This is a genomic window from Bradyrhizobium sp. 142 (assembly GCF_023074015.1).
Taxonomy (GTDB): Bacteria; Pseudomonadota; Alphaproteobacteria; order Rhizobiales; family Xanthobacteraceae; genus Bradyrhizobium.
On the sequence record NZ_JADPKQ010000317.1, the window covers coordinates 1 to 19,835 of the forward strand.

At 61.4% G+C, this 19,835-nt stretch carries 17 protein-coding genes and 1 pseudogene; 7 read left to right on the top strand and 11 right to left on the bottom strand.

What is annotated here, in order from left to right; translation table 11 throughout:
- Positions 1 to 275: 275 nt before the first annotated feature.
- The gene (locus tag IVA82_RS28750) at positions 276 to 2,063 is read right to left on the bottom strand and encodes an adenylate/guanylate cyclase domain-containing protein (protein WP_247386714.1); all 1,788 of its coding nucleotides are present in this window, start codon (positions 2,061 to 2,063) and stop codon (positions 276 to 278) included.
- 207 nt (positions 2,064 to 2,270) lie between these two features.
- On the opposite strand from IVA82_RS28750, the pseudogene IVA82_RS28755 reads away from it, so the two are divergent.
- Both IVA82_RS28755 and IVA82_RS28760 read left to right on the top strand, forming a co-directional pair.
- Positions 2,271 to 3,322 (top strand): annotated as a pseudogene (locus IVA82_RS28755) (IS110 family transposase).
- 818 nt (positions 3,323 to 4,140) lie between these two features.
- Positions 4,141 to 4,431 (top strand): hypothetical protein, encoded by a 291-nt coding sequence (locus IVA82_RS28760; RefSeq protein WP_247386716.1) that lies wholly within the window; start codon positions 4,141 to 4,143, stop codon positions 4,429 to 4,431.
- A 588-nt stretch (positions 4,432 to 5,019) separates the two neighbouring features.
- Here the strand turns inward: IVA82_RS28760 and IVA82_RS28765 are convergent.
- Genes IVA82_RS28765 through IVA82_RS28785 form a run of 5 tightly spaced genes read right to left on the bottom strand, consistent with a single transcriptional unit; the run spans position 5,020 to position 8,949 of the window.
- Entirely contained in the window at positions 5,020 to 5,787 is a 768-nt protein-coding gene (locus IVA82_RS28765) for an ABC transporter permease (RefSeq protein WP_247386718.1), read from the bottom strand.
- Positions 5,784 to 6,548: an ABC transporter permease gene (locus IVA82_RS28770; protein WP_247386719.1), complete on the bottom strand. Its 765-nt coding sequence runs from the start codon at positions 6,546 to 6,548 to the stop codon at positions 5,784 to 5,786. Before IVA82_RS28770 ends, IVA82_RS28765 begins: the two co-directional genes overlap by 4 nt.
- Positions 6,545 to 7,351, bottom strand: a complete 807-nt coding sequence (locus IVA82_RS28775) for an ABC transporter ATP-binding protein (RefSeq protein WP_247386721.1) — start codon at positions 7,349 to 7,351, stop codon at positions 6,545 to 6,547. Before IVA82_RS28775 ends, IVA82_RS28770 begins: the two co-directional genes overlap by 4 nt.
- Complete coding sequence (locus IVA82_RS28780; protein ID WP_247386723.1) at positions 7,348 to 8,052, bottom strand: FCD domain-containing protein; 705 nt, start codon at positions 8,050 to 8,052, stop codon at positions 7,348 to 7,350. Before IVA82_RS28780 ends, IVA82_RS28775 begins: the two co-directional genes overlap by 4 nt.
- Positions 8,053 to 8,064: 12 nt before the next feature.
- A complete protein-coding gene (locus tag IVA82_RS28785; protein WP_346659683.1) occupies positions 8,065 to 8,949 on the bottom strand; it encodes an ABC transporter substrate-binding protein in 885 nt (294 codons plus the stop codon).
- Between the two features lie 151 nt (positions 8,950 to 9,100).
- Between IVA82_RS28785 and IVA82_RS28790 the strand changes: the two genes are divergently transcribed.
- Together IVA82_RS28790 and IVA82_RS28795 are read left to right on the top strand one after the other, a co-directional pair.
- On the top strand, positions 9,101 to 10,090 hold the full coding sequence (locus IVA82_RS28790; protein ID WP_247386729.1) for a fumarylacetoacetate hydrolase family protein: 990 nt from the start codon (positions 9,101 to 9,103) through the stop codon (positions 10,088 to 10,090).
- Positions 10,091 to 10,137: 47 nt separating this feature from the next.
- On the top strand, positions 10,138 to 10,914 hold the full coding sequence (locus IVA82_RS28795; RefSeq protein WP_247386731.1) for a cyclase family protein: 777 nt from the start codon (positions 10,138 to 10,140) through the stop codon (positions 10,912 to 10,914).
- Positions 10,915 to 11,327: 413 nt separating this feature from the next.
- Here IVA82_RS28795 and modA read toward each other — a convergent pair whose 3' ends face one another.
- The 5 genes from modA to IVA82_RS28820 all read right to left on the bottom strand — a co-directional run bounded on the left by modA (position 11,328) and on the right by IVA82_RS28820 (position 16,097).
- Positions 11,328 to 12,092 carry a molybdate ABC transporter substrate-binding protein gene (modA, locus tag IVA82_RS28800; protein ID WP_247386732.1) on the bottom strand — a complete coding sequence of 255 codons (765 nt, stop codon included), beginning with the start codon at positions 12,090 to 12,092 and terminating at the stop codon, positions 11,328 to 11,330.
- 213 nt (positions 12,093 to 12,305) lie between these two features.
- Positions 12,306 to 13,118, bottom strand: a complete 813-nt coding sequence (locus tag IVA82_RS28805) for a methyltransferase domain-containing protein (protein WP_247386733.1) — start codon at positions 13,116 to 13,118, stop codon at positions 12,306 to 12,308.
- A gap of 18 nt (positions 13,119 to 13,136) precedes the next feature.
- The gene (locus IVA82_RS28810) at positions 13,137 to 13,949 is read right to left on the bottom strand and encodes an ABC transporter ATP-binding protein (RefSeq protein ID WP_247493660.1); all 813 of its coding nucleotides are present in this window, start codon (positions 13,947 to 13,949) and stop codon (positions 13,137 to 13,139) included.
- Positions 13,943 to 14,890, bottom strand: coding sequence for an ABC transporter permease subunit (locus tag IVA82_RS28815; RefSeq protein WP_247386734.1), 948 nt, complete (start codon positions 14,888 to 14,890; stop codon positions 13,943 to 13,945). The genes IVA82_RS28810 and IVA82_RS28815 overlap by 7 nt, the downstream gene beginning before the upstream one ends.
- 85 nt (positions 14,891 to 14,975) lie before the next feature.
- Positions 14,976 to 16,097, bottom strand: a complete 1,122-nt coding sequence (locus IVA82_RS28820; protein WP_247386737.1) for an ABC transporter substrate-binding protein — start codon at positions 16,095 to 16,097, stop codon at positions 14,976 to 14,978.
- A gap of 199 nt (positions 16,098 to 16,296) precedes the next feature.
- On the opposite strand from IVA82_RS28820, the gene IVA82_RS28825 reads away from it, so the two are divergent.
- The 3 genes from IVA82_RS28825 (at position 16,297) to IVA82_RS28835 (ending at position 19,670) form a co-directional block, all read left to right on the top strand.
- Positions 16,297 to 17,289 carry a LysR family transcriptional regulator gene (locus IVA82_RS28825; protein WP_247386739.1) on the top strand — a complete coding sequence of 331 codons (993 nt, stop codon included), beginning with the start codon at positions 16,297 to 16,299 and terminating at the stop codon, positions 17,287 to 17,289.
- A gap of 1,599 nt (positions 17,290 to 18,888) precedes the next feature.
- A complete protein-coding gene (locus IVA82_RS28830; protein ID WP_247386742.1) occupies positions 18,889 to 19,359 on the top strand; it encodes a cyclic nucleotide-binding domain-containing protein in 471 nt (156 codons plus the stop codon).
- Positions 19,254 to 19,670 carry a helix-turn-helix domain-containing protein gene (locus IVA82_RS28835; RefSeq protein ID WP_247386743.1) on the top strand — a complete coding sequence of 139 codons (417 nt, stop codon included), beginning with the start codon at positions 19,254 to 19,256 and terminating at the stop codon, positions 19,668 to 19,670. Before IVA82_RS28830 ends, IVA82_RS28835 begins: the two co-directional genes overlap by 106 nt.
- Positions 19,671 to 19,835: the final 165 nt, after the last annotated feature.

Genomic DNA, 19,835 nt, shown 5'->3' on the forward strand with positions numbered 1-19,835 from the left:
GCCAGCTCGACAGGCTCAGTTCGATAACGGCGATCAGCGTGCCGTCCGGGTCGAGGGGGCTCGGGGATCGGCTCAGATCGTTCAATTTCTGCATGGGGCGCTCCATCGGTTCACATCAGCAACGATGGATGCAATATCCTCGTTTGCGGACGCCGGCCCCGGTGTGCGCCGAGCCACCGTCATGGGGCCGGCATCCGAAAACCTTCACAAGACCGGAAGCCGCCGCGTTCATTCAATCACCACGTCGGCGCGACGGGAGCTAGTTGGAATTTCGATCATTTCGGCAGTCCCGCTTCGCGCAGAGCCTCGGCGTAGGGCGCGAGTACCGATGGTGCGGCGGTTCCTATTGCCGCGGACCATCCGTGAACGGAGAACTTTGGATTACAGTCGAGCACCCGCTGCGCCGCGGCCTTTGCCTCCTCGTCGCGTCCCAACCGAATGAGCGCTGCCGCCAGATGGGCGTAGCAAGCGCTAAAGCGCGGGTTCACTTCGATAGCTCGGCGGGCCGCATCCGCCGCCACCTCGTACTGCCTGGCGTGGAAGTTCGCGATCGCGAGAGCATTGTTCGGCATAAAATTCATGGGATCGAACGGGCTGAGGCGAAGGGCGAGCTGCGCTCGTTCGATGGCGAGATCAATCGTACCCATATAGGCAAGGACAAGCGCACTGCAGCTGAGCGCGAAAATATTGGAGCTGCTGATCGACAGGGCGCGGTTGAAGAGATTGAGTGCTGTCGCGTGATCACGCTCGTCGAAGGCAATGACCAAACCAGCCATCGCAAGCGCGGTCGCATCGTCACCGCCGTGCGTCGCCGCTGCCCGGGCATGGCGAATGGCAGCCGTGCTATCCTCATCTCGCAGCCCGCCACGGCTGAATCGGTGGTGGAAGCACCAGGCAAGCGCCGCCTGTGCGCCGGCATAGCCGGGATCGAGTGCCACCGCCCGCTCCAACAGCGGGATTGCGGTCGTAGCATTCTCGAGCTCCCCGGTGTAAGCGAAAGGCAGAGCCTGAAGGACAAGATCATATGCATCGAGATTGTCAGGCCGTTTGCGCTTGACACGCTCGATCTCCGCTCGCCTCAGGCTTGGCTCGATGACGCCGACCACGCTCAAAGTGATCTCATCCTGCACAGCGAAGATATCGTCGAGCGGCCGGTCATAACGCTCGGCCCAAAGATGAGCGCCGGTCTCAGCTTCAATCAACTGGCCGGTGATACGGACACGATTTCCTGCTTTGCGTATGCCGCCTTCGAGCACGTAGCGCACGCCAAGGTCGCGCCCGACCTGTTTGATGTCGACCATTTTGCCTTTGTAAGTGAATGAGGAATTACGGGCGATCACGAACAGCCACTTGATACGAGACAGGCCAGTGGTGATATCCTCGACGATGCCGTCCGCAAAGTATTCCTGCTCGGGGTCGCCGCTCATGTTCTGGAACGGCAGCACCGCGATCGAAGGCTTATTGGGGAGTGCGGGCGGTGCCGTAGGTTTATCCTGCGGCGCGGGTTCGCCTTGCGTCGCAAGGCTCGCCCGGGCGACGACGTCCACCTCAAGCGAATAAACCCGGATCGGCTCGGCAATGTTCTTGAGGTTGGTCTCACCGAGATCGCTGACAACCAGATCGAGCCGCGCTTTCACTTGGCGATAGGCGTCTTCGGAAAGACAGATAGCACCCGGCTTGGCAATGCCTTCCAATCGAGCGGCGATATTGACGCCGTCACCCATTAGATCGCCGTCGCTCTCCTCCACGATGTCGCCAAGATGAATCCCGATGCGAAATTCGATGCGCCGCTCAGGCGCCAAACCCGCGTTGCGCTCAACCATGCCGTTCTGCACTTCGATAGCGCAGCGCACAGCGTCGACTACGCTGCGAAACTCGACCAGAGCTCCGTCGCCGGTGCGCTTCACGATGCGCCCGTGATGCACGGCGATGGTAGGATCGACCAGATCGCTCCGGAGCGCCCGCAGCCGCGCCAGCGTACGATCCTCGTCCGCGCCAGCCAGCAGACTGTACCCGACCACGTCGGCCGCCAGGATCGCCGCGATTTTCCGCGTTTCGCTCATGACATCTCCGCCGCCTTCAGAATAGCACAAAGACTCGGTGAGAATGGCTCTGCTGCATGGCGAAAAATAACCGCATGTGTCACGAATCTGCCACTTCCTGTCGAGATTGAGAAGGCGCACAATCTCCGGTAATGGGAAGGTCCGGCCGTGCTCCAGCCCCGCCAGTGCGAGAAGCTGGCAAGGGGCGCTCAAGTCAAGGAGCACGCCATGTCTCAGAACCTCAACACAGCGATCGCCGTGATCGGCATCGATATCGGCAAGAACTCGTTCCACCTCGTGGGTCATGATCACCGCGGTGCCATCGTGCTGCGGCAGAAGTGGTCACGCAGCCAGGTGGAAACACGGCTCGCCAATTTGCCGCCGTGCTTAGCCTGCGTCGGCGCGCATCACCTCAGCCGCAAGCTCCAAATGCTTGGCCACGACGCTCGCTTGATGCCGGCGAAATACGTGCGCCCCTACTCGAAGGAACAGAAGAATGACTTCCGAGATGCGGAAGCCATCGCTGAGGCTGTCCAACGCCCGACCATGAAATTCGTCGCAACCAAGACAGCCCATCAGCTTGACCTTCAGGCGCTGCACCGCGTCCGCGATCGATTGGTTGGTCAGCGTACCGGCGTCATCAATCAGATCCGTGCGTTCCTGCTGGAGCGGGGCATCGCCGTACGCCAAGGCCTGCATTCCCTGCGGTCCGAGTTGCCGGGTATCCTCGCGACGCGCTCCGATGTGCTCTCGCCTCGCATGTTACGCATCCTCGAGGATCTGGCGGGCGACTGGCGCCGGCTGGATGCGCGTATCGAGGGGCTGTCTAGCGAGATCGAAACGCCGGCCCGTCAAGATAAGGCCTGCGAGCGACTGATGACGGTGCCCGGCATTGGCCCGCTTATCTCCAGTGCAATGGTGGCCGGGATCGGCACTGCAGACGTGTTCTCGAAAGGCCGCGACTTCGGCGCCTGGCTTGGACTGGTGCCGAAGCAGATCTCGACCGGCGACCGCATGATCCTCGGCAAGATATCAAGGCGCGGCAATCGCTACCTGCGCGTTCTGTTCGTGCAAGCCGCGTGGGTCGTGCTGGTCAAGGTCAAGTGTTGGGAGCATTATGGCCTCAAATCTGGATCGAAGCCGCCAAGAAGCGATTGCATCACAACGTGCTGGCGATTGCGCTCGCCAACAAGCTCGCCCGCATCGCCTGGGCGGTTCTCAACAAGGGGCGCGCCTTCGAGTGCGTCAAGACAGATGAGATGGCGTCCCGACCTGCTTGATCCTCGCGCCGTGCTCGGGGCCGTCAAGGCGCAGCCTGGGAGCGGTAGAGCAAGACGTGAGGACAGCACGACGGCCGGCCTTGACGGCCCTTGCGCGCGGCGCGTCTGCGCGCGCAGGCCGGGACGAGGGAACGAGCGCCAGGCACGAACAAAGGAACGGCGCGAAGTGAAGTGAGGAGCTATCGATGACGTAACCAATATCCCTTACCCACCGAGGTCTGCGAGAGATGAGACGACGATGGAGGATCAGTCTTCCCGGCGCATGCGAACACTGGTGACCCGAATGGCCCGTTCGAGGCCTGTCCGCTAATCGAATGCGCGCTCCATGACGGCCCGGAGCACTGCGCTCCAAGCAGAGGCCGGATACGTTGATGCAAGACCGCATCTACCTGATCGTCGAAATCTTGTACCGCACGGCCGGACCATACATATGGGGCAAACGCGACGGACTTGGGGGCCCACAGCGCCTTGAATCCTCAGCCCAAGCCGAAATTAATAATCTCGGCCGGTTGTTTTTGACTGGGCACGAATGCGCGCGTTCAATTCCAAAGATTGGAGGCGAACGTGTTTTTAAATTGGATCCTCGTCATTCTCATCGGCGTGAGTGTAGCGGTCCTAATCGCCCATGCGATCGACGCAATCCGTTCCTGAGGTCACGCTTGCGATTGGTTCTATACCGCGTCTTCGAGTTATACGGCACGCGGTTTGTGATTTATACGGGCCCTGCGCAGCCCGAAGTCTTCCAAGACGAGGTAGATGTCGCGGTCCTTGTTTGGAACGCTGCGTCTGGGCTGTAATTGAGCAGGCGGAGGAAGTCGTTGGAGGAAAAGGCGATGCGTTCGATTGTGGCCTTGAGCGTTTTGATGGCCTTGTGCGGGGTCGCGAACGCCGCAACTGTGCACCACGGGCACCGCCGGCACGCGGTGCTTCGTTCCCATCATCACATGTACCCATCGGGTCTTGCTTCGGGTTTTGCCTACGCGCCGCGTCAATACTACCGGTCTGCGCCTTATTACGAGGGCTACAGCGAACCGTATTTTGGTGCTTCGCAGGGCTACGCGCCTGGCGAAAAGGAGCGATTTCTCGGCAGTGTGCTCAGCCCTGAATAGCTGAGAGCGCGCTGATGGGCCTTTAGCACACAATAGAGATCAAGAACGGTTCGACTGCCGGCCGCGATCGGTTAGGTTTGTTCGTGGATCCAGGCGTCACGCCGCACCCTCTCTTCAATGAATGCCGCCAACCTGTCGATCGCCGCATTGTCCGCGCGGTGTTGCGGGCGCGGTAGTGCCGGTGAGGTCGCAGATCGACAGCCGTCGTGCCGGCGCGGTCGAGCAGGATGACGCAAGGTGCTTCTGTTCTAGTCTAATTCGCCGGTATGCAACCCCGGTGCGATCCGGGCGCCAGCATGGTACCGTCGCTCGATCAGGCGGCGCTGACCACCGATTGACCACCGAAACCCCGTGAACAAACGGCGATAAAGGTGGTCAATCGAGAACAAACTTCATTGTTTTTGTTGATCTTTTCGGTTGTTACTTACGTTCGGGACGTAGGGAGGTGCCTCGCTCAGATCGGAACTTGAAGCGAATGTCGGTATGGGCGGTTGCCTCCCCGCAACCAAATTCGGAATGACCTGTTCCGAAACGAAAATGGCCCGCTTGATGCAGGCCATTTCTTTCTCTGGCGACGTCATCACCGCGCTACCGGGACGCGGTCTGCCAAGCGAGCAGTCGCTGCTCGACGAGCGACACCGCAATCGACGTCAAATATCCGGTCGCACCAAGCAAGATAACGCCGGCGAAGAGGTCGGCGGATCGGAACGCACGTGCCGAGAGCAGGACCCACTGACCAAGGCCGTCAAGTCCGGCCAGGATCTCGCAGACCACCGAGAGGATCAGCGCGACCGTCAGGCTGAGCCGCATGCCCGCGAGGATGTCCGGCAATGCCGAGGGCAAGGCGATCTTGCCGATGACGGCGGCTCGCGACATCTGCAGCGAGCGGGCGACCTCATAGAGCCGCGGCTCGACCGCGCCAAAGCCGTGAATGGTTGCGAGCATGATTGGCCAGATAGCGCCGAAGGCGATCACGAACAGCGCCATGCCTTGTGTCAGCCCGAGCATGGCGATCGCGACCGGAATGATCGCTGAGACCGGCAGGGGTCGCAAAAATTCCAGCGACGGCGCGACATAGACGCGCATCATCCTTGACGATCCGATCAGCGCGCCGAGCGCAACGCCGACGATCGAGGCGGCGAACCAGCCATAGGCCATGTGCTCGAGCGTGCCGATGAGCTTGCTCGCGAGATCGCCGCTCGAAAAGCCGCGCACCAGGGCGGTCCAGGCCCGGTCCGGACCGGGCAGGAACACCGGCGAGACCAGCTTCAGATTGGCGATGAGCTGCCATGCCGCGATGAAGCCGGCCGCGACGAGGATGCTTGCGACGCGCCAAAGGATCGCCGCGCGGTTCATGGATGATCCCCGGCCAGCGCGGCGCGGCCGAACAGGCGGCGCTGGGCCGCAATCAATAGGACGTTCAGCGCGTAGCCGATCACGCCAATCCAGAGGAGATAGGCGAGCATCAGGTCGGCGCGCAGCGCCTGCTGCGCCAGCATGATGCCGGCGCCGAGCCCGATCGGATTGATTGCGATCTCGACGGTGACGGCGACGATCAGGGCGATGCCGACCGACAGGCGAAAGGCGACGAAGATTCGCGGCAGTGCGGCGGGGATCACGATCTTCGTGATCCGTTGCGTCGCGCTCAGCCGCAGGGCGCGCGACACCTCCATCAATCGCGGCTCGATGCTGCGCACCGCGCTGCGCGTCAGGATCAGCATCGGCCAGACGCAGGCAAATGCCACGGTCACGATCTCCATCCGATAGCCGAAGCCGAGCGCGATCAGCGCAATCGGCAGCAATGCGATCGAGGGGATTGGGCGGATCGCCTCGACCGTCACCTCCATCAGCCGGTCGATGGGGCGGGAGACGCCGAAGGCAATGCCGAGCAAAAGCCCGATGGCGCTGCCGATCGCGAGGCCCGCAAAGGCGGCGAACAGCGTGTCGCGGGTCGCGACTGGAATCGAGAGATCGGCAAGCGCCGCGGCCAGCGCCGCGAAGATCGCGCTCGGCGGCGCCAGGCTGTCGCTTTGCAGATGGGTGAGGCGCGCCCAGAGCTCGAACGCCAGCATCAGCGCCAGGGGCAACAGCAAGCACCTCGCGCGATCGAGGCTCAATGTTCGGTCGCCTTGATGAAATCGAACAATTGCCGGCGCAGCCGCAGGAATTCCGGATGCTCGCGGGTGGCGAGCTGGTCGCGCGGACGCGGCAGGTCGACATCGAGCTCGATCCCGATCCGGCCCGGATGCGGCAGCAGGCCGATGACGCGGTCGCCGAGATAGATCGCCTCGTCGAGATCGTGGGTCACGAAGATCACGGTCGTCTGGCTCGCGTGCGTCAGCGACAGAACCTCGTCCTGCAAGCCCTGGCGCGTCATCGCGTCCAACGCGCCGAACGGCTCGTCCATCAGCAGCGTCGTCGGCTCCTGCGCAAGGCAGCGCGCGATTTGCAGGCGCTGCTGCATTCCGCCCGACATTTCGGTCGGGTATTTGTCGGCATGACCGGGCAGTCCGACCTTGCGCAGCAGCGCCTCGATGCGCCCGCCGCGCTCGCGCGCCGGGACACGCGAGGCTTCCAGCGCCAGCGAGATGTTTCCGGCCGCGGTCCGCCACGGCAACAGCGCCTTGCCGTAATCCTGGAACACGATCGCGACCTCGCGGCGCGGCGCGGTGATCGGCTCGCCGTCGAAGGTCACGGCGCCGCTCGTGGGACGATAGAGGCCCGCGGCGAGCCGCAGCGCCGTGGTCTTGCCGCAGCCGGAGGCGCCGACGATGCAGAGGAATTCGCCTGGCCGCACCTCCAGATCGAGATTCTCGAGGATGGTCTTGCCACCGAGCTGCAGCGTCGCGGCATTGAACGCGATCAGCGTTTTTTGCCGCCGCGCGGCGCGCGCCTCGTCGAGCCTGGCAACGACGCTCATGATTGCTCCCCGCCGGCCTGCGGATAGACGAAATTGATGGTCGAGTGCAGATGCGCCGCCAGCACTTTCTGGGCGGCGGCCACGTCACGGGCGAGCACGTGGTCGGCAAGCATCTGATGACTGCGGATGAACCCTTCGCCACTGTCGATGGCGCCCATCATCACGCGGCGGTAGCGATAGGCCTGGTCGTAGAGGTCGGAATGGGCGGCCAGCATGCGCCGTGAGCCGCAGGCGGCGAGCAGCGCGGTGTGAAAGCCCTTGTGGAGCCGGTCGAAATCGGCTGCGCCTTCGCGGAATTTGTTGCCGGTGCGCTCGATATGCCGGCGCATCTGATGCAGCGCGCCGACGATGCCGGCCTCCCAGGCGACGTCGCCGTGGAGGATGGCGAGCCTGACGGCTTCGATCTCGACCGCCGTCCGCATGCAGGTGATGTCGGCGAGATCCTCGCGGCTGACCTCGGCGACGCGGAAGCCGCGCTGGCCGATGCCGACGATCAGGCCGCGCGACATCAGCCGCGACAAGCCCTCGCGCAGGGGCGTGGCCCCGATCTCGTAGCGCTGCACGAGATCGACGATGCCGAGCCGCGATCCCGGCGCCAGATATCCGGCCAGGATGTCCTGCTCGATCAGGTTTGCGGCGCGCTCGCTCAAGGTTCCGACCTCAGTCGGCGGGCGTTCGAGAGTGCGCTCGGCAGTAGGCATCATCGATATCCTTTAGTTCAGCACGAGTTTCGTGGTGTCGAGCTTGGATTGCAGCATCTTCTGCGACGACATCACATCGATCCACCAGGAGAGGTTTTCCGGCTTGAGGTTCGGCTCGGACTGGTTCGGCGGGGTCGCCTTGACGAGGTCGAGCGGCTGCTTGGTGAACTTGGCGATCGAGGCGGAGGCCTTCTCGCGATCGCTGTTGACGATTTGAGCGGCCTCCGCGATGGCTTCGCGGAACTTCTTCACCGTCGCTGCATTCTTCTCCGCCCAGTCGCGGGAGGTGGCGTAGAAGATGATCGGATCGGTGCGGCCGAGCTCGGCGCCGTATCGCGCGCCGACCGATCCGATCCCCGCATTGCTCATGCGCGTGACGAACGGCTCGGCCGTGAGCACGGCATCGATACCGCCTGATTTGATGATGTCGGCCATGGTCGGGAAGGTGACTTCGACGAAATTGACGCTCTTGGGATCGACGCCTTTTTCCACCAGCCATTTCACGAACAGCACATGAAGGAAGGCATTCAGGCCGGGCGCGCCGACCTTCTTGCCGATGAAATCCTTCGGCTCCTTGATGGTGAGGCCGTTGCGGACGAAGGCGGCGATCGCGGTGTTCGAGGTCGTGTTCATGACCGAGGCGCCGGCGATCGCGACGAGGTCGAGGCCGCCGTCGACGGCCTGGAGGAAAACGGTGGAGGTGGGGCCGCCGACTTGAATCGAGTTCGACAGGATCGCCGCCGGGATGTTGGAGTTGATCGCGATCGGCGTCATCTCGACGTCCAGCCCGTGCTTCTTGAAGATGCCTTCGTCGACCGCGACCATGGCCGAGGCGCAGTCGGAGGTCGCGGTGCAGCCGATCTGGATCTTGGCCTGCGCCAGCGCGGGCGCCGTCATGGCAACAGACACCCCAAGCACGAGACCCGCCGCCAACCTCGCCCTCGTCTGCGTTCGCCTCACCGCGCTCTCCCCGCTTTATATTTTTCATGCTTGTTTATCGATATTTTATCTGATCATATATTCTAAACGATAGCAAGGGGTACCCAAGGTGAAGCTCGCAACATTCAGTTTGGCCGGTCAGGAGAAGATCGGAGCCATCCACACCAATGACAGCCAGGTGTTCGACCTCGCCGCCGCCGCCGTGCGGGATGGCCAGGCCGATCCCGCCTTCGGCTCGATGCTGGCGCTGATCGACGCCGGGCCCCGCGCGCTTGATCGGGCCCAGGCCCTGCTCGACAAGCACGGCCTGGACGCGACGCTGTCGGCGGCAGTCGGCGCCGTCGACATCCTCGCGCCGGTGCCGGAGCCCAGGCAAATGCGCGACGGCATGTCGTTCGCGCTGCACATCCTGCAAGCGCCGCGCGGTCAGCGGAAGCTCGCCGCGCGCGCCAAGGGCGACATGGCGGAGTTGGCGCGCATCGACGCTGAGCCGCTCGGTGAATTGCCCGAGGTCTATCGCAAGCAGCCGATCTTCTACATCACCAACCGGTTCAGCGTCCGCGGCACCAACACCACGGTGAAATGGCCGCGCTACAGCAAGGTCATGGACTACGAGCTCGAATTCGGCATCATCACCAAGAACAAGGGCGCGAACATCTCCGTCGCGAAGGCGAAGGATCACATCTTCGGCTACACCATCTTCAACGATTTCTCCGCGCGCGACGCACAGCGTATCGAGATGGAGGGGCGGCTCGGCCCGGCCAAGGGCAAGAGCTTCGACGGCGGCAACGTGATGGGTCCCTGGATCGTGACGCCGGACGAGATCGGCGATCCCTATCATTTGAAGATGGAAGCGCGCGTCAACGGCGAGACCCGCTCGAAAGGCGTAAGCGAGTGCATGCTGTTCTCCTTCGAGGAGATCATCGCCCACGTCACCCAGGACGAGACGCTGATGCCCGGCGAATTCATCGGCTCCGGCACGGTCGGCAATGGCTGCGGCCTCGAGCTCGGCTGGTTTCTTGAGCATGGCGATATGGTCGAGCTCGAGGTCGAGAAGATCGGCATTCTGAAGAATCGCGTCGAGCGGCAAGAAGCCTGAACGGACGCTTGACCTCCGCCAACGAAAACAATCAACGAGGAAGCGCCATGACGAGCAAGCTGATCGACATCTCCGTCCCCCTCCAGAACGACGTGCCGGCCGACCCGCCCGGCAATCATCCGACGATACAGTATATCAACCATCAGCAGGGCCTGCCGCGCATGCTGCAGTTCTTCGACGGGTTGAAGGCCGAGGATCTGCCGGACGGGCAGGGCTGGGCGGTGGAGCAGGTCAGCCTCTCGACCCACAACGGTACGCATCTCGACGCACCCTGGCATTTTCACCCGACCATGAATCGTGGCGAGCGATCCTGGACCATCGACGAGGTGCCGCTGGAATGGTGCTTCCAGCCCGGCGTGAAGCTCGACTTCCGGCACCTGCCGGACGGCTATGTCGCAACGGCCAAGGACGTCGAGGCTGAGCTCAAGCGCATCGGCCATGAGCTGAAGCCGCTCGAGATCGTCGTGGTCAACAGCAGCGCCGGCGCCAAATATGGCCGGCAGGACTACGTCACGTCGGGCTGCGGCATGGGCTATGAAGCAACCATGTACCTGCTCGAGCGCGGTGTGCGCCTGACCGGCATCGACGGCTGGAGCTGGGACGCGCCGTTCGTTCATACCGCGAAGAAATACGCCGAGATGAAGGACGCCAGCCTGATCTGGGAAGGCCACAAGGCCGGCCGTCATATCGGCTATTGCCATCTCGAGAAGTTGCACAATCTCGAGTTGCTGCCGCCGACCGGCTTCAGGGTGTCATGCTTTCCCGTGAAGATCGAGCGAGCTTCGGCAGGATGGACGCGAGCGGTCGCGATTTTGGAGGGTTAGATTCTCAGGAGCCGGTGCGCGCAATCACGGGGCCAAGTGGTCATATGATCAGCAATTGTCGGTCTCTGTGGTGCGCGTCTCCGATTTGAACCTATCGATCGATGGCCTTGTAGTCGCAGTTGACCCAGCAAAGTCGGAGTAATGCGTGTTCAGTTATCAGGCAGTGCAGCGAGAATGATCGTGCGACGAATGCCCAGTTTCGGCCAGATAAGCCCAGTGGTGCGACCAGTAAGTCATTGATTGTTCTCTACCCGTCGCTGACTTCCGGTCTACCCGCTGAACGGACATTCTCAGGAAGGCGGGCATGTCTCAAAGGTGCCACAACTGCAGACTCATGCACCGCAGCAAACATCCTTGTTCAATCACGTCGTCGGTGAGGCGATGCGTTCGGGCGTCGCGGTGACGCGCTCGCCTCAGCCGGGATTCATGCCTTTGGCCTTGATAACAGCGGCGGCGGCGGGTGTTGTTAAATAGGCGATGAACGCCTTGGCGCCTCCCGCTTCCTTGGCGTTCGCGGCAACGGCTGACGTGAAAACAACCTCCTGCTGCAATTCGGCGGGAAACGGACCGACCACGTCCAGACCGGCGGCCGTCAGTACATTGATGAGAAACACTCCAAGCTCGGCCTCGCCATTCGCAACCGCCTGAACGACCTGAGCGGGCGTGGCCTGGGCCTTGGTCTTAGCTTTCATTACCTCGCCGATGCCGAGACGTTCGAACACCCCAAAAACCTGGGCACCAGCCGCGCTCGCCGGTATGGAAGCAATGGATTGCGCCTTGAGCAGCGTCTGCTTCAGCGCGTCGGGCGTGCTTATCTCGGGCTTGGGAGCCCCCGAACGAACGGCGACGCCCAGGCCTACGCGAGCGATGTCGGTTGTCGGTCCGGAAACGAACTGAGCCTGAGCGGCGGCGTCCTTGAAAACCTCCCGAGGGACGACGCCAATGTCGAAGGGCCCGCCGGTCGCGGCCAGCTTGATTAGTTCGGGGGTGGTACCGAAGCGAATAACAAGCTTATGGCCCGAGGCTCTCTCGAATTGCGCGCCGAGCTCTTGTATGGCGGCCGTTATGGCGCCGCCCGCCAAGACCTGGAGTTCGGCAGCCTGCACATTGGCAGCCGGCGACAGCAAAAGCGCCAGACCTAGCACTGAGGCGGCCACTGTGAGCAAATACCTCTTCATGACAAAACACCTCATTGATTGCAGCGCTCTATTGCAGGATTTCCCCGATGACACGCGAACCAGGATGAATATTCACGTTTCGCGGTATTCCTGCAAGACAGACGCCGATGGAGGCACCCCATGTCTCAGTTGGGTCGTCGGCAGACGATTAGGCGAAGTCCGCATTACCCCCAAAAGAACGGACATCCTCGGGTCCGTTTCGTGCACAAGTGGTCATGGCGCATCGTCAATCTTGCGCGCGGTGAGGCTTAGGAAGAGCATGGATCCGTAAAAGGTGCCGGTGGCAACGCGCCGCTGCAGCTCCCGGTCGAAGCCATCCACTAGTGCTTGCCCAATCTCGCCAGCCCGGCCGGCCGCGCTGGTTCCGCGCGAGAGTAAAGTGAGCAGGTAGTCGGGGTGCGTCGTCTGCACATAACCGTGGGGATCCAGCGATTGCACGCAGAATCCAGCTGCGGCGGCGAGAATAGGAAGCCGCCGCATGATGTAGGGTGCGTGTACCATATTGCGCAGCACCGCACCCACTGCCGATTGCAACGGGTCGCCATCGAACAGTGCGACGCCAAGCGTCGCGAAATCGCCGTCAAAAACGACGAGCTGACCTCCCGGCTTAAGTACCCGCCAGGCTTCGGCTAATGCACCCTTCGGGTCGAGTAAATGGGAATAGACTGTATGTGCGATGACAATATCGAAACTGGCGTCCGGCTGCCCGGTGGACGCAGCATCGCCGCGCTCGAACGACGCCCGTGGCTCGCCGTTGAAGGTTTCGTTCGCCATCTTGATGAATAACGAGGATGGATCGATTCCCAAAAGTCGTGCTGGTCTCAGGTGTTGCATGATGAGCTTCGTGACAGCACCGTTGCCGCAGCCCACCTCGAGGACGTGGGCATCCGGCACACCAATCTTCCCCATATAGCGTGCGCATATCGATTGCATGGCCGGCTCGGCTGCGCGGATGCTCATCGATCTGGCGATGACATCCAGCACCTCGGGCGGCTGCTCTTCAATGCGCGTGAGTAGATCAGTCAAGCGACGCTCCCTTGGCCTTCACCAGGTCTCAGCAAGCCCAAGATGGCCCATGATTTCACGCCGAAGCTCAGCCAGATGCGGATCGCCGCGATGGCGCGGATACGGCTGGGCATTCACGACCTCGGCGGTAACTCGTGCGGGACGCTCGCTCAGCACGATGACCCGAGTAGCAAGGAATACTGCCTCTTCCACGTCGTGGGTTACCAGAAGCGCGGTGAAGCCCGTGCGCTGCCAGAGCGACACGAGCTCTTCCTGCATGGCGATGCGCGTCAGGGAGTCGAGTTGGCCCAATGGCTCGTCGAGAATGAGAAGCTTTGGATCGTTAACCAGTGCCCGCGCCAGAGCCGCGCGTTGCGCCATTCCGCCGGAAAGCTGGCCTGGATAAGCCGTGGGGAAACCAGCAAGGCCGACCAGTCGCAACACGTCATCGACGCGTTCGCGATGGCTTCGAAGTAGCCCGCGCGCTTCCAGCCCGAGTGCAACGTTGCTCCAAACGGTGCGCCATGGATAAAGCGTTGGGTCCTGAAAAACGATGATGCGTAACGCATCGGGGCCGTCAATCGCCTGGCCATCCATCAATAGTTTGCCGTTCGCGGGGAAGTCGAGCCCTGCAACCAATCGTAACAAAGTCGACTTGCCGCAGCCACTCGGACCCAAGATTGCGACGAACTCTCCAGGCTCGAGACGCAAGCTGATACGTTCCAGTACCGGCAACGGACGTCCCTCCAACTCGAAACAATGGCTCACCTCGTGAATCGAGAGGGCGGCTCCCCGCACCGATGAGATATCGGCCTGAAGCGCACGTTCCGACACTGCCGTGTGGGCTACCATCGCACCAACCCCTTCTGCCATGCCAGAAGCCGATCACGCAGGCGGAATAGCAGGGTGATCAAACCGGAGAAGATGAGCGCCATGATCAGCAGCGCTGCGTACATATTGGCATAAGCAGCCCACCCCTGCGCCCATTGAAGGTACCAACCAAGACCGGCCTTGACGCCCAGCATCTCGGCAATAACGAGAACGGCGAACGAGTTGCCGAGGCCCATGAACAGCCCGACGAATACGTGCGGCATCGCCGCCGGAATGGTCACCTTGAGAATGAGGAAGCTTTGGTTTGCGCCGACCGTGCGTGCTATATCGTAATAGGCCTTGCTCACGCCTGCGACGCCCGACCAGGTTAGGACGGTAACCGGAAATCCGGTCGCCAGCGCAATCAGGAAGGTGCTCGCGCTATGGCTTGACGGGAAGACGAAGAACGCAAGCGGCAGCCAGGCGGTCGCGGGCAGCGGGCCGACGAGCCGCAAGACCGGGTGGATCCAATATCCGACGGCGCGCGACCAGCCCATGGCCACGCCCATGACGAACCCGAGCACGGCGCCAAGAAAATAACCTCCTGCCAGCAGGCGTAACGAGGCGAGAACACCTTCGGCGAGGCGAACGCGATCGTCAACGATGACTTCCAACAGAGCTTGAGGTGGCGGGAAGAACGGCATCGGAAGGAGGCCGAGCTTCGCCGTAACCGTCTCCCAAGCGCCGAAAAGCATGGCGAGCGCGAGCATCCACGGTGCGAGGCGCTGCACGCGCGGCAAGCAGGCAAACCAAAGGTCGGCAAGGGTAGTGAATACGAGCACAGTGCCGAGCGCACCAAATGCAACGGCAAGGTCGCCTGTGTAGTCCCAATCGGTTCCAGGCTGGTCGGACCAGACGGCTGTGAGCACGGCGACTCCGAGCCATGTCGCCGCTGCCATTCCAGAGATCCATGCCCGCCTCATCGAACCCTGGCGCCGGGCGACAGCCATCATTGACGGGCGGCTCACTTGATCCATGGTGGAATTGATCGCCACGACTGTTGCCCTCTCAGCTTAGAACGTCGACATAGACCCGTTCGGCGAACTTCGTCGGATCCGTGCTTCGCTTGAATACGTTTACCTCTTTGAGCTCATTCGCGTACAACACGATCTGCCGCTTGAGCTCCGTTCCGACCGGATGATTGTGATGAGTGTGGCTTGCGAGCATGGCGCCGAGATCGTCCAGCGAGCCCTTGCCACCATAGGCCGAGTACACCGCGGCGGCGTCGGCGGGATGGCGAGCGACCATGTCGCCGGCCTCGAGTACGGATCGTGTCAATGCGCCTGCCGTGGCCGGTTCGCCACGGATCAGACTTCCGCGGATAGCGAGCACGCAGCAGATGCGATCGGCAAATTCCCCAGAGAGATTGGTCACGACCTCGTTGAGCTTGCCGTCCTTGAGCCAAAGATAGGTGCGCGGGTCATTGTCGGTGAGTGCGTGGGCCTCGCCCTTCTCAACGGCAAGCGCGAGCAGATCGGCCGGATATTGGCGCCAGTCGACGTCCCTCACCGCATCGATCCCCTTCTTGGCGAGCGCAATGGAGCAGAAGTTCTTCGCCGGGCTTGCCTGGTCACTGATGGCGATGGTCTTGCCGCGCAGCGATTCCAGGCTGGTGATGTTGGCAGCCTTGGACCCGAGCAGCCGAATGCAGCCGCCGTGCACGCCGGCCGTGATACGAACATCAAATCCCTGCTCTAGCGGCTTGAGCCAACGTAGAGCCATCCCGATGCCCGCGTCAGCTTTGCCGGTCGCGATCGCTTCGAGGAGTTGTTCAGTCGAACCACCGAAATTGATGAAATCGACGTCGAGATTATGTTTTGCGAAGACGCCCCGTTCCTTTGCGACAGGGGCCGCCGCCGTGCAGACCGACGTCGCATTCCACGCAAGCGTGAGCGCTCGCGGCGGTCCCGATAAACCTTCCTCCATCATAGCCGCGCGGCAAAGAGGGAGTGCATCGGGAGAAGGTGCGCTCTTCACTGCTGTCAGTGCACGAGCCACACCGACCATCGCGATCGGCGTTGCAACCCCGAAAGCCCCGGCAAGGCCGAGGACCGTCCGACGGGAGAGATAGGGTCGAGTCGGCTTGCGCGCCTCGGTGGTGAAGTTCCTGCTATTTTTACCGCTCTCCATGATGATCATCCCCCTAGTCAGGCGTTCATAGAGACGTGGCAGCAGAAGACCGTTTTATGCCCGGATCTTCGTGGCCGCATCGCTCGGCGGAGCGCCGGAGCTGTTCCAAGCTTGTTGACAAACATGCCGCCAGAGTGGGCCCCACGTCCAATGCATAATTGTGCTGTTATTCCATGCCGGTGAGGCATAGAATTGAACTATGGATCTGAGGCGCCTGAGAACCTTTGTTGCAGTCGCTGAACTGGGCACTGTATCGAAAGCCGCGGTGCGCCTTCGCATTGGACAGCCTGCACTTTCGCGACAAATCGGTGATCTTCAGCAGGAGTTGGGCCTCAGGCTGTTTGACCGTGTCGGGCGCGGCCTCGCTTTAACCGCAGAAGGCAAGCAGCTTCTCGCGGATTGCCGCCGCGTAATGACCGATCTCGACGCTGTCCGCGAACACGCGGAGGTCCTTCGGCGCGGAGACAAGGGAGTGCTGAAAATCGCCGCACCACCGCACACGATCGAGAGTGTGCTGGCGAGGTTTCTTCCTCAATACAGTGAGCGCTTTCCCAACGTAAATGTAGAGCTGATTGAAGCACTCGGTGCTGAACAGACAGCGATGCTTGAACGCGGGGAAGTTCATGTGGGCATCAGACTTGAACAAGGCGGGCCCCGCTTCGAGAGTCGGATCCTACCACCAGCTGAAGCCTTAGCCGCTTGCGCCGCATCCCTCGAGCTAGGCCATGCAGGTTTCGTAGATATCGGCCGCCTTGCCTCTTATCCGTTGCTGCTACTGGATCCTGGCTATTCCATCCGGAGGCTGTTCGACGCAGCGTGCCGCCTCGCAGACGTCGAGCCCAACATTCTGCTCGAGAGTCGTGCACCGCACACCCTGCTTGCTCTGGCGGAGGTTGGGCAGGGCGTAGCGATCATCCCCTCCCTTCAGCGAACGGACCGATACGCTTTGCGAATTGTCCGCGTAACGCATGACCGCAAGCCAATTCGAGAAAGAGTTGCAATTCAATGGGACAGGCGCCGTCGACTTCCTTCTTACGCCGTCGCCTTCTGCGAAACGCTGGCCGAGTACATGCATACGATCCTCCCAATCACACATCCTACCAAAACCAATGAGGCAGGTGGGCGGCGGCGGAGGCAACTAGTCTCTCGAAGATCACGCAAAGAAAAGGGCCGGATACGCCCCAATGGCTAAGTGCCGATCTCGCGCAACATTTCTGTCGAGATGGCAAAGATCCTAGCCCGTCCGGAATGCCGAGCCCCGTTACTCCCAACGTCCGCTTTGGGTGTGCGCCGTGCAAAGGCGGCGCTTTCCAGTGGGTGCAAACCCACCCGGCAACCGCTCCAGCCGGAAGCATCGAAGCAGTCATGGAGGTAACGAAGTGGCTGAAACGCATTTCAGCCGCACGGTTATCGCGCCATTCGTGACGCTCGGATTGATGGCGTTCTTACAGGTAACCAAGAACGCATGGTGCAGCGGAAAATCTTGAGCGCGCTGTCCCACTAGCGTTACCTAGGCACCTTCCGCATCAGCATCAAATCAGGCGAACGTAGGTGACGGCATGATCCTCGTCATATGCGGTGAGCGTTGGATCGGGCAAGCGCGAGATCAGCGATTTGCGGATTGAGTTGCGGCTCTTTCATATGTCTCCTCGGTTTTTGGCGAAACGCGTCAGAAAGGACAGCTATTCCCAATGACGCAGGGAACCCCTGTAAATGTACGCCGCAACCGCTGGCCGATCTTCATATTCAACATAAGTAGGAGACGAATATCGGTGCTACGCGACGTTTGTGAAGAGAGCACCTTTGCTGCGTCAGTGCTTCCGCGCGGCAACTGCATCGATACTGCCATTTGCACTTACTCTCTTCCTTTACTCGCCGCGCGGTCCCCCCGCGCTCACATTTATCCGTTCGTAGAATGAGGATTCAACGTTGAGCCGACGCACAGCTGGAACGCCCGAGGCCGATGAATTGAAAGACATGACGAGGTTGTTAGCGAGCTTATGGGAAGCCGCGCAACGGCTGCCTGAGGGATCAGAGCGGCAGGATGCGTTCAGACAGATCGGTAGCTTCCATAGGCGGGTGGCGGCATTAATTACACGCGCTCTTTAGGCTCTCAGGGATGTCGTGTCGGGCTCTGCGGTGGCTACCGATCCAACTCGCGCCGGAAGATTGCGTTCTGGAAGTTGGCGAACTTGATAAGACTGGCATTATGCCGTTGGGTTTTCCATGCCGTCGAAAATTGGGGGTTTGGTACAATGCTTGGGCCGATGAGCCGATTTTGATTTGTCCGACGCACTGGAGGATCTGGCGCGCGCCAACAAGTTGGTAAGCTGATTTTGCGGGGCACGCGCCCTTTTTGAACCACGTTATGAGGACAGCGCTTTGTTTCGCTATATCGCCCATTCCCACGCTTGCGCCCGCTCAAGGCGCAACACCTGCAAAGCGACCGACCGTCGGCGCGAAGCCGCTCGTTCAGGTGATGCTGAGGGCATGCGTCCGGCAGCCATTTGCATCTAACCCGCCTCACGATGCCGCGAGCAGAAAATCCGCCTCGCGGCCAAGCCGTTTGGCGTTTGTTTGTCCGAGTGAAGGTGTCTCGCAAGTAAGTTCAATATCGTGCGCGTAGAGGATAAACCTATGTTGAGACCGCCATTCCGCGACGCTCCAAATGGAGCAGGCTGCGGATGCCTCACCGCTGGTTCCCCGCGGTGACGGCTCCCGGCGGAATTTCTAACGGCTTTCTTGCAGCGCTGCCAGCGAAGGACTCGATTTCCTGAGGCCCGAGCTAGCGATGGTCGCGCTCGATCAGGACGCTGTCCTTTCGCGCGCGGGTGAGCCGATAGAGTATGTCTTCTTCCCTCATGGCGGGGCCATCTCGCTGATGATCGACATGGCGGACGGACAGACGGTTGCCACAGCCGCAGTCGGACGCAAGGGGGCAGTAGGTATGCTCTCGGTGCTCGGGCCGTCACCGTCGGCCGCTACCGCAGTCGTCCATGCGGCGGGCACCGCCGCCCGGATCTCTGCGTCGCGATTTCACGCCGCTTTCAACCGCAGTCCGGCGATCCGGAACTTGGTCCAGAATCACGTCAGGGCGATGCTCATACAGTTCCAGCTCGGCTCCGCCTGCAATGCGCTGCACCGGTCGAAGCCCGCATGGCTCGCTGGCTACTCCAGCTTCGCGACCGCATCGACCACGACATACTCCCGCTCACCCAGCAGGCGCTTTCGCAAATACTCGGTGTACGACGAACGACGGTGACGCTCTTGATGCGCAATCTGCGCGCGCGTGGGGCGATCAGGTCTGATCAGCGAGGCCGAATCGAGATCGACCGATTGCGGCTCGCGGCGGCAGCGTGCGAATGCCACGATACCATGCGTCTCGAAGTCGGGGAGCTTCTCGATCAATATGCCCGATCTCGCGGCTCAGGAGTTGAAAGGTGCACAAACTCGGAAGTCGGCCCGCTTTACCGAAATGTCCGTTCCATCCTCAACAGCAAACGTTGTCGGCCGGCCCCGGCATGTCCGAAAGTGGACAAGCCGACTTTAGCAAAACCGGTAGGTAGAACTTGAGATCGACGGCTCTCGCGACTTTTGAGATTCGGCAGCAGGTTGCAGGCCGTCAGATAGCTCTCAACCAACGCGCGCCTCGATCACACTAAAGCGGCCTGCAGGATAGATCGCTTCGGGACGGAATCCGTTTTCGTTCAGGAGATGTCGATATTCCTTCTCGGTGCG

Excerpts from the sequence above, each read along its gene's own strand:
- IVA82_RS28750 (WP_247386714.1), bottom strand. The coding sequence starts at position 2,063 with ATGAGCGAAACGCGGAAAATCGCGGCGATCCTGGCGGCCGACGTGGTC.
- IVA82_RS28765 (WP_247386718.1), bottom strand. The coding sequence starts at position 5,787 with ATGAACCGCGCGGCGATCCTTTGGCGCGTCGCAAGCATCCTCGTCGCG.
- IVA82_RS28775 (WP_247386721.1), bottom strand. The coding sequence starts at position 7,351 with ATGAGCGTCGTTGCCAGGCTCGACGAGGCGCGCGCCGCGCGGCGGCAA.
- IVA82_RS28780 (WP_247386723.1), bottom strand. The coding sequence starts at position 8,052 with ATGCCTACTGCCGAGCGCACTCTCGAACGCCCGCCGACTGAGGTCGGA.
- IVA82_RS28785 (WP_346659683.1), bottom strand. The coding sequence starts at position 8,949 with ATGACGGCGCCCGCGCTGGCGCAGGCCAAGATCCAGATCGGCTGCACC.
- IVA82_RS28795 (WP_247386731.1), top strand. The coding sequence starts at position 10,138 with ATGACGAGCAAGCTGATCGACATCTCCGTCCCCCTCCAGAACGACGTG.
- modA (WP_247386732.1), bottom strand. The coding sequence starts at position 12,092 with ATGAAGAGGTATTTGCTCACAGTGGCCGCCTCAGTGCTAGGTCTGGCG.
- IVA82_RS28810 (WP_247493660.1), bottom strand. The coding sequence starts at position 13,949 with ATGGTAGCCCACACGGCAGTGTCGGAACGTGCGCTTCAGGCCGATATC.
- IVA82_RS28815 (WP_247386734.1), bottom strand. The coding sequence starts at position 14,890 with ATGAGGCGGGCATGGATCTCTGGAATGGCAGCGGCGACATGGCTCGGA.
- IVA82_RS28820 (WP_247386737.1), bottom strand. The coding sequence starts at position 16,097 with ATGGAGAGCGGTAAAAATAGCAGGAACTTCACCACCGAGGCGCGCAAG.
- IVA82_RS28825 (WP_247386739.1), top strand. The coding sequence starts at position 16,297 with ATGGATCTGAGGCGCCTGAGAACCTTTGTTGCAGTCGCTGAACTGGGC.
- IVA82_RS28830 (WP_247386742.1), top strand. The coding sequence starts at position 18,889 with ATGGTCGCGCTCGATCAGGACGCTGTCCTTTCGCGCGCGGGTGAGCCG.
- IVA82_RS28835 (WP_247386743.1), top strand. The coding sequence starts at position 19,254 with ATGGCTCGCTGGCTACTCCAGCTTCGCGACCGCATCGACCACGACATA.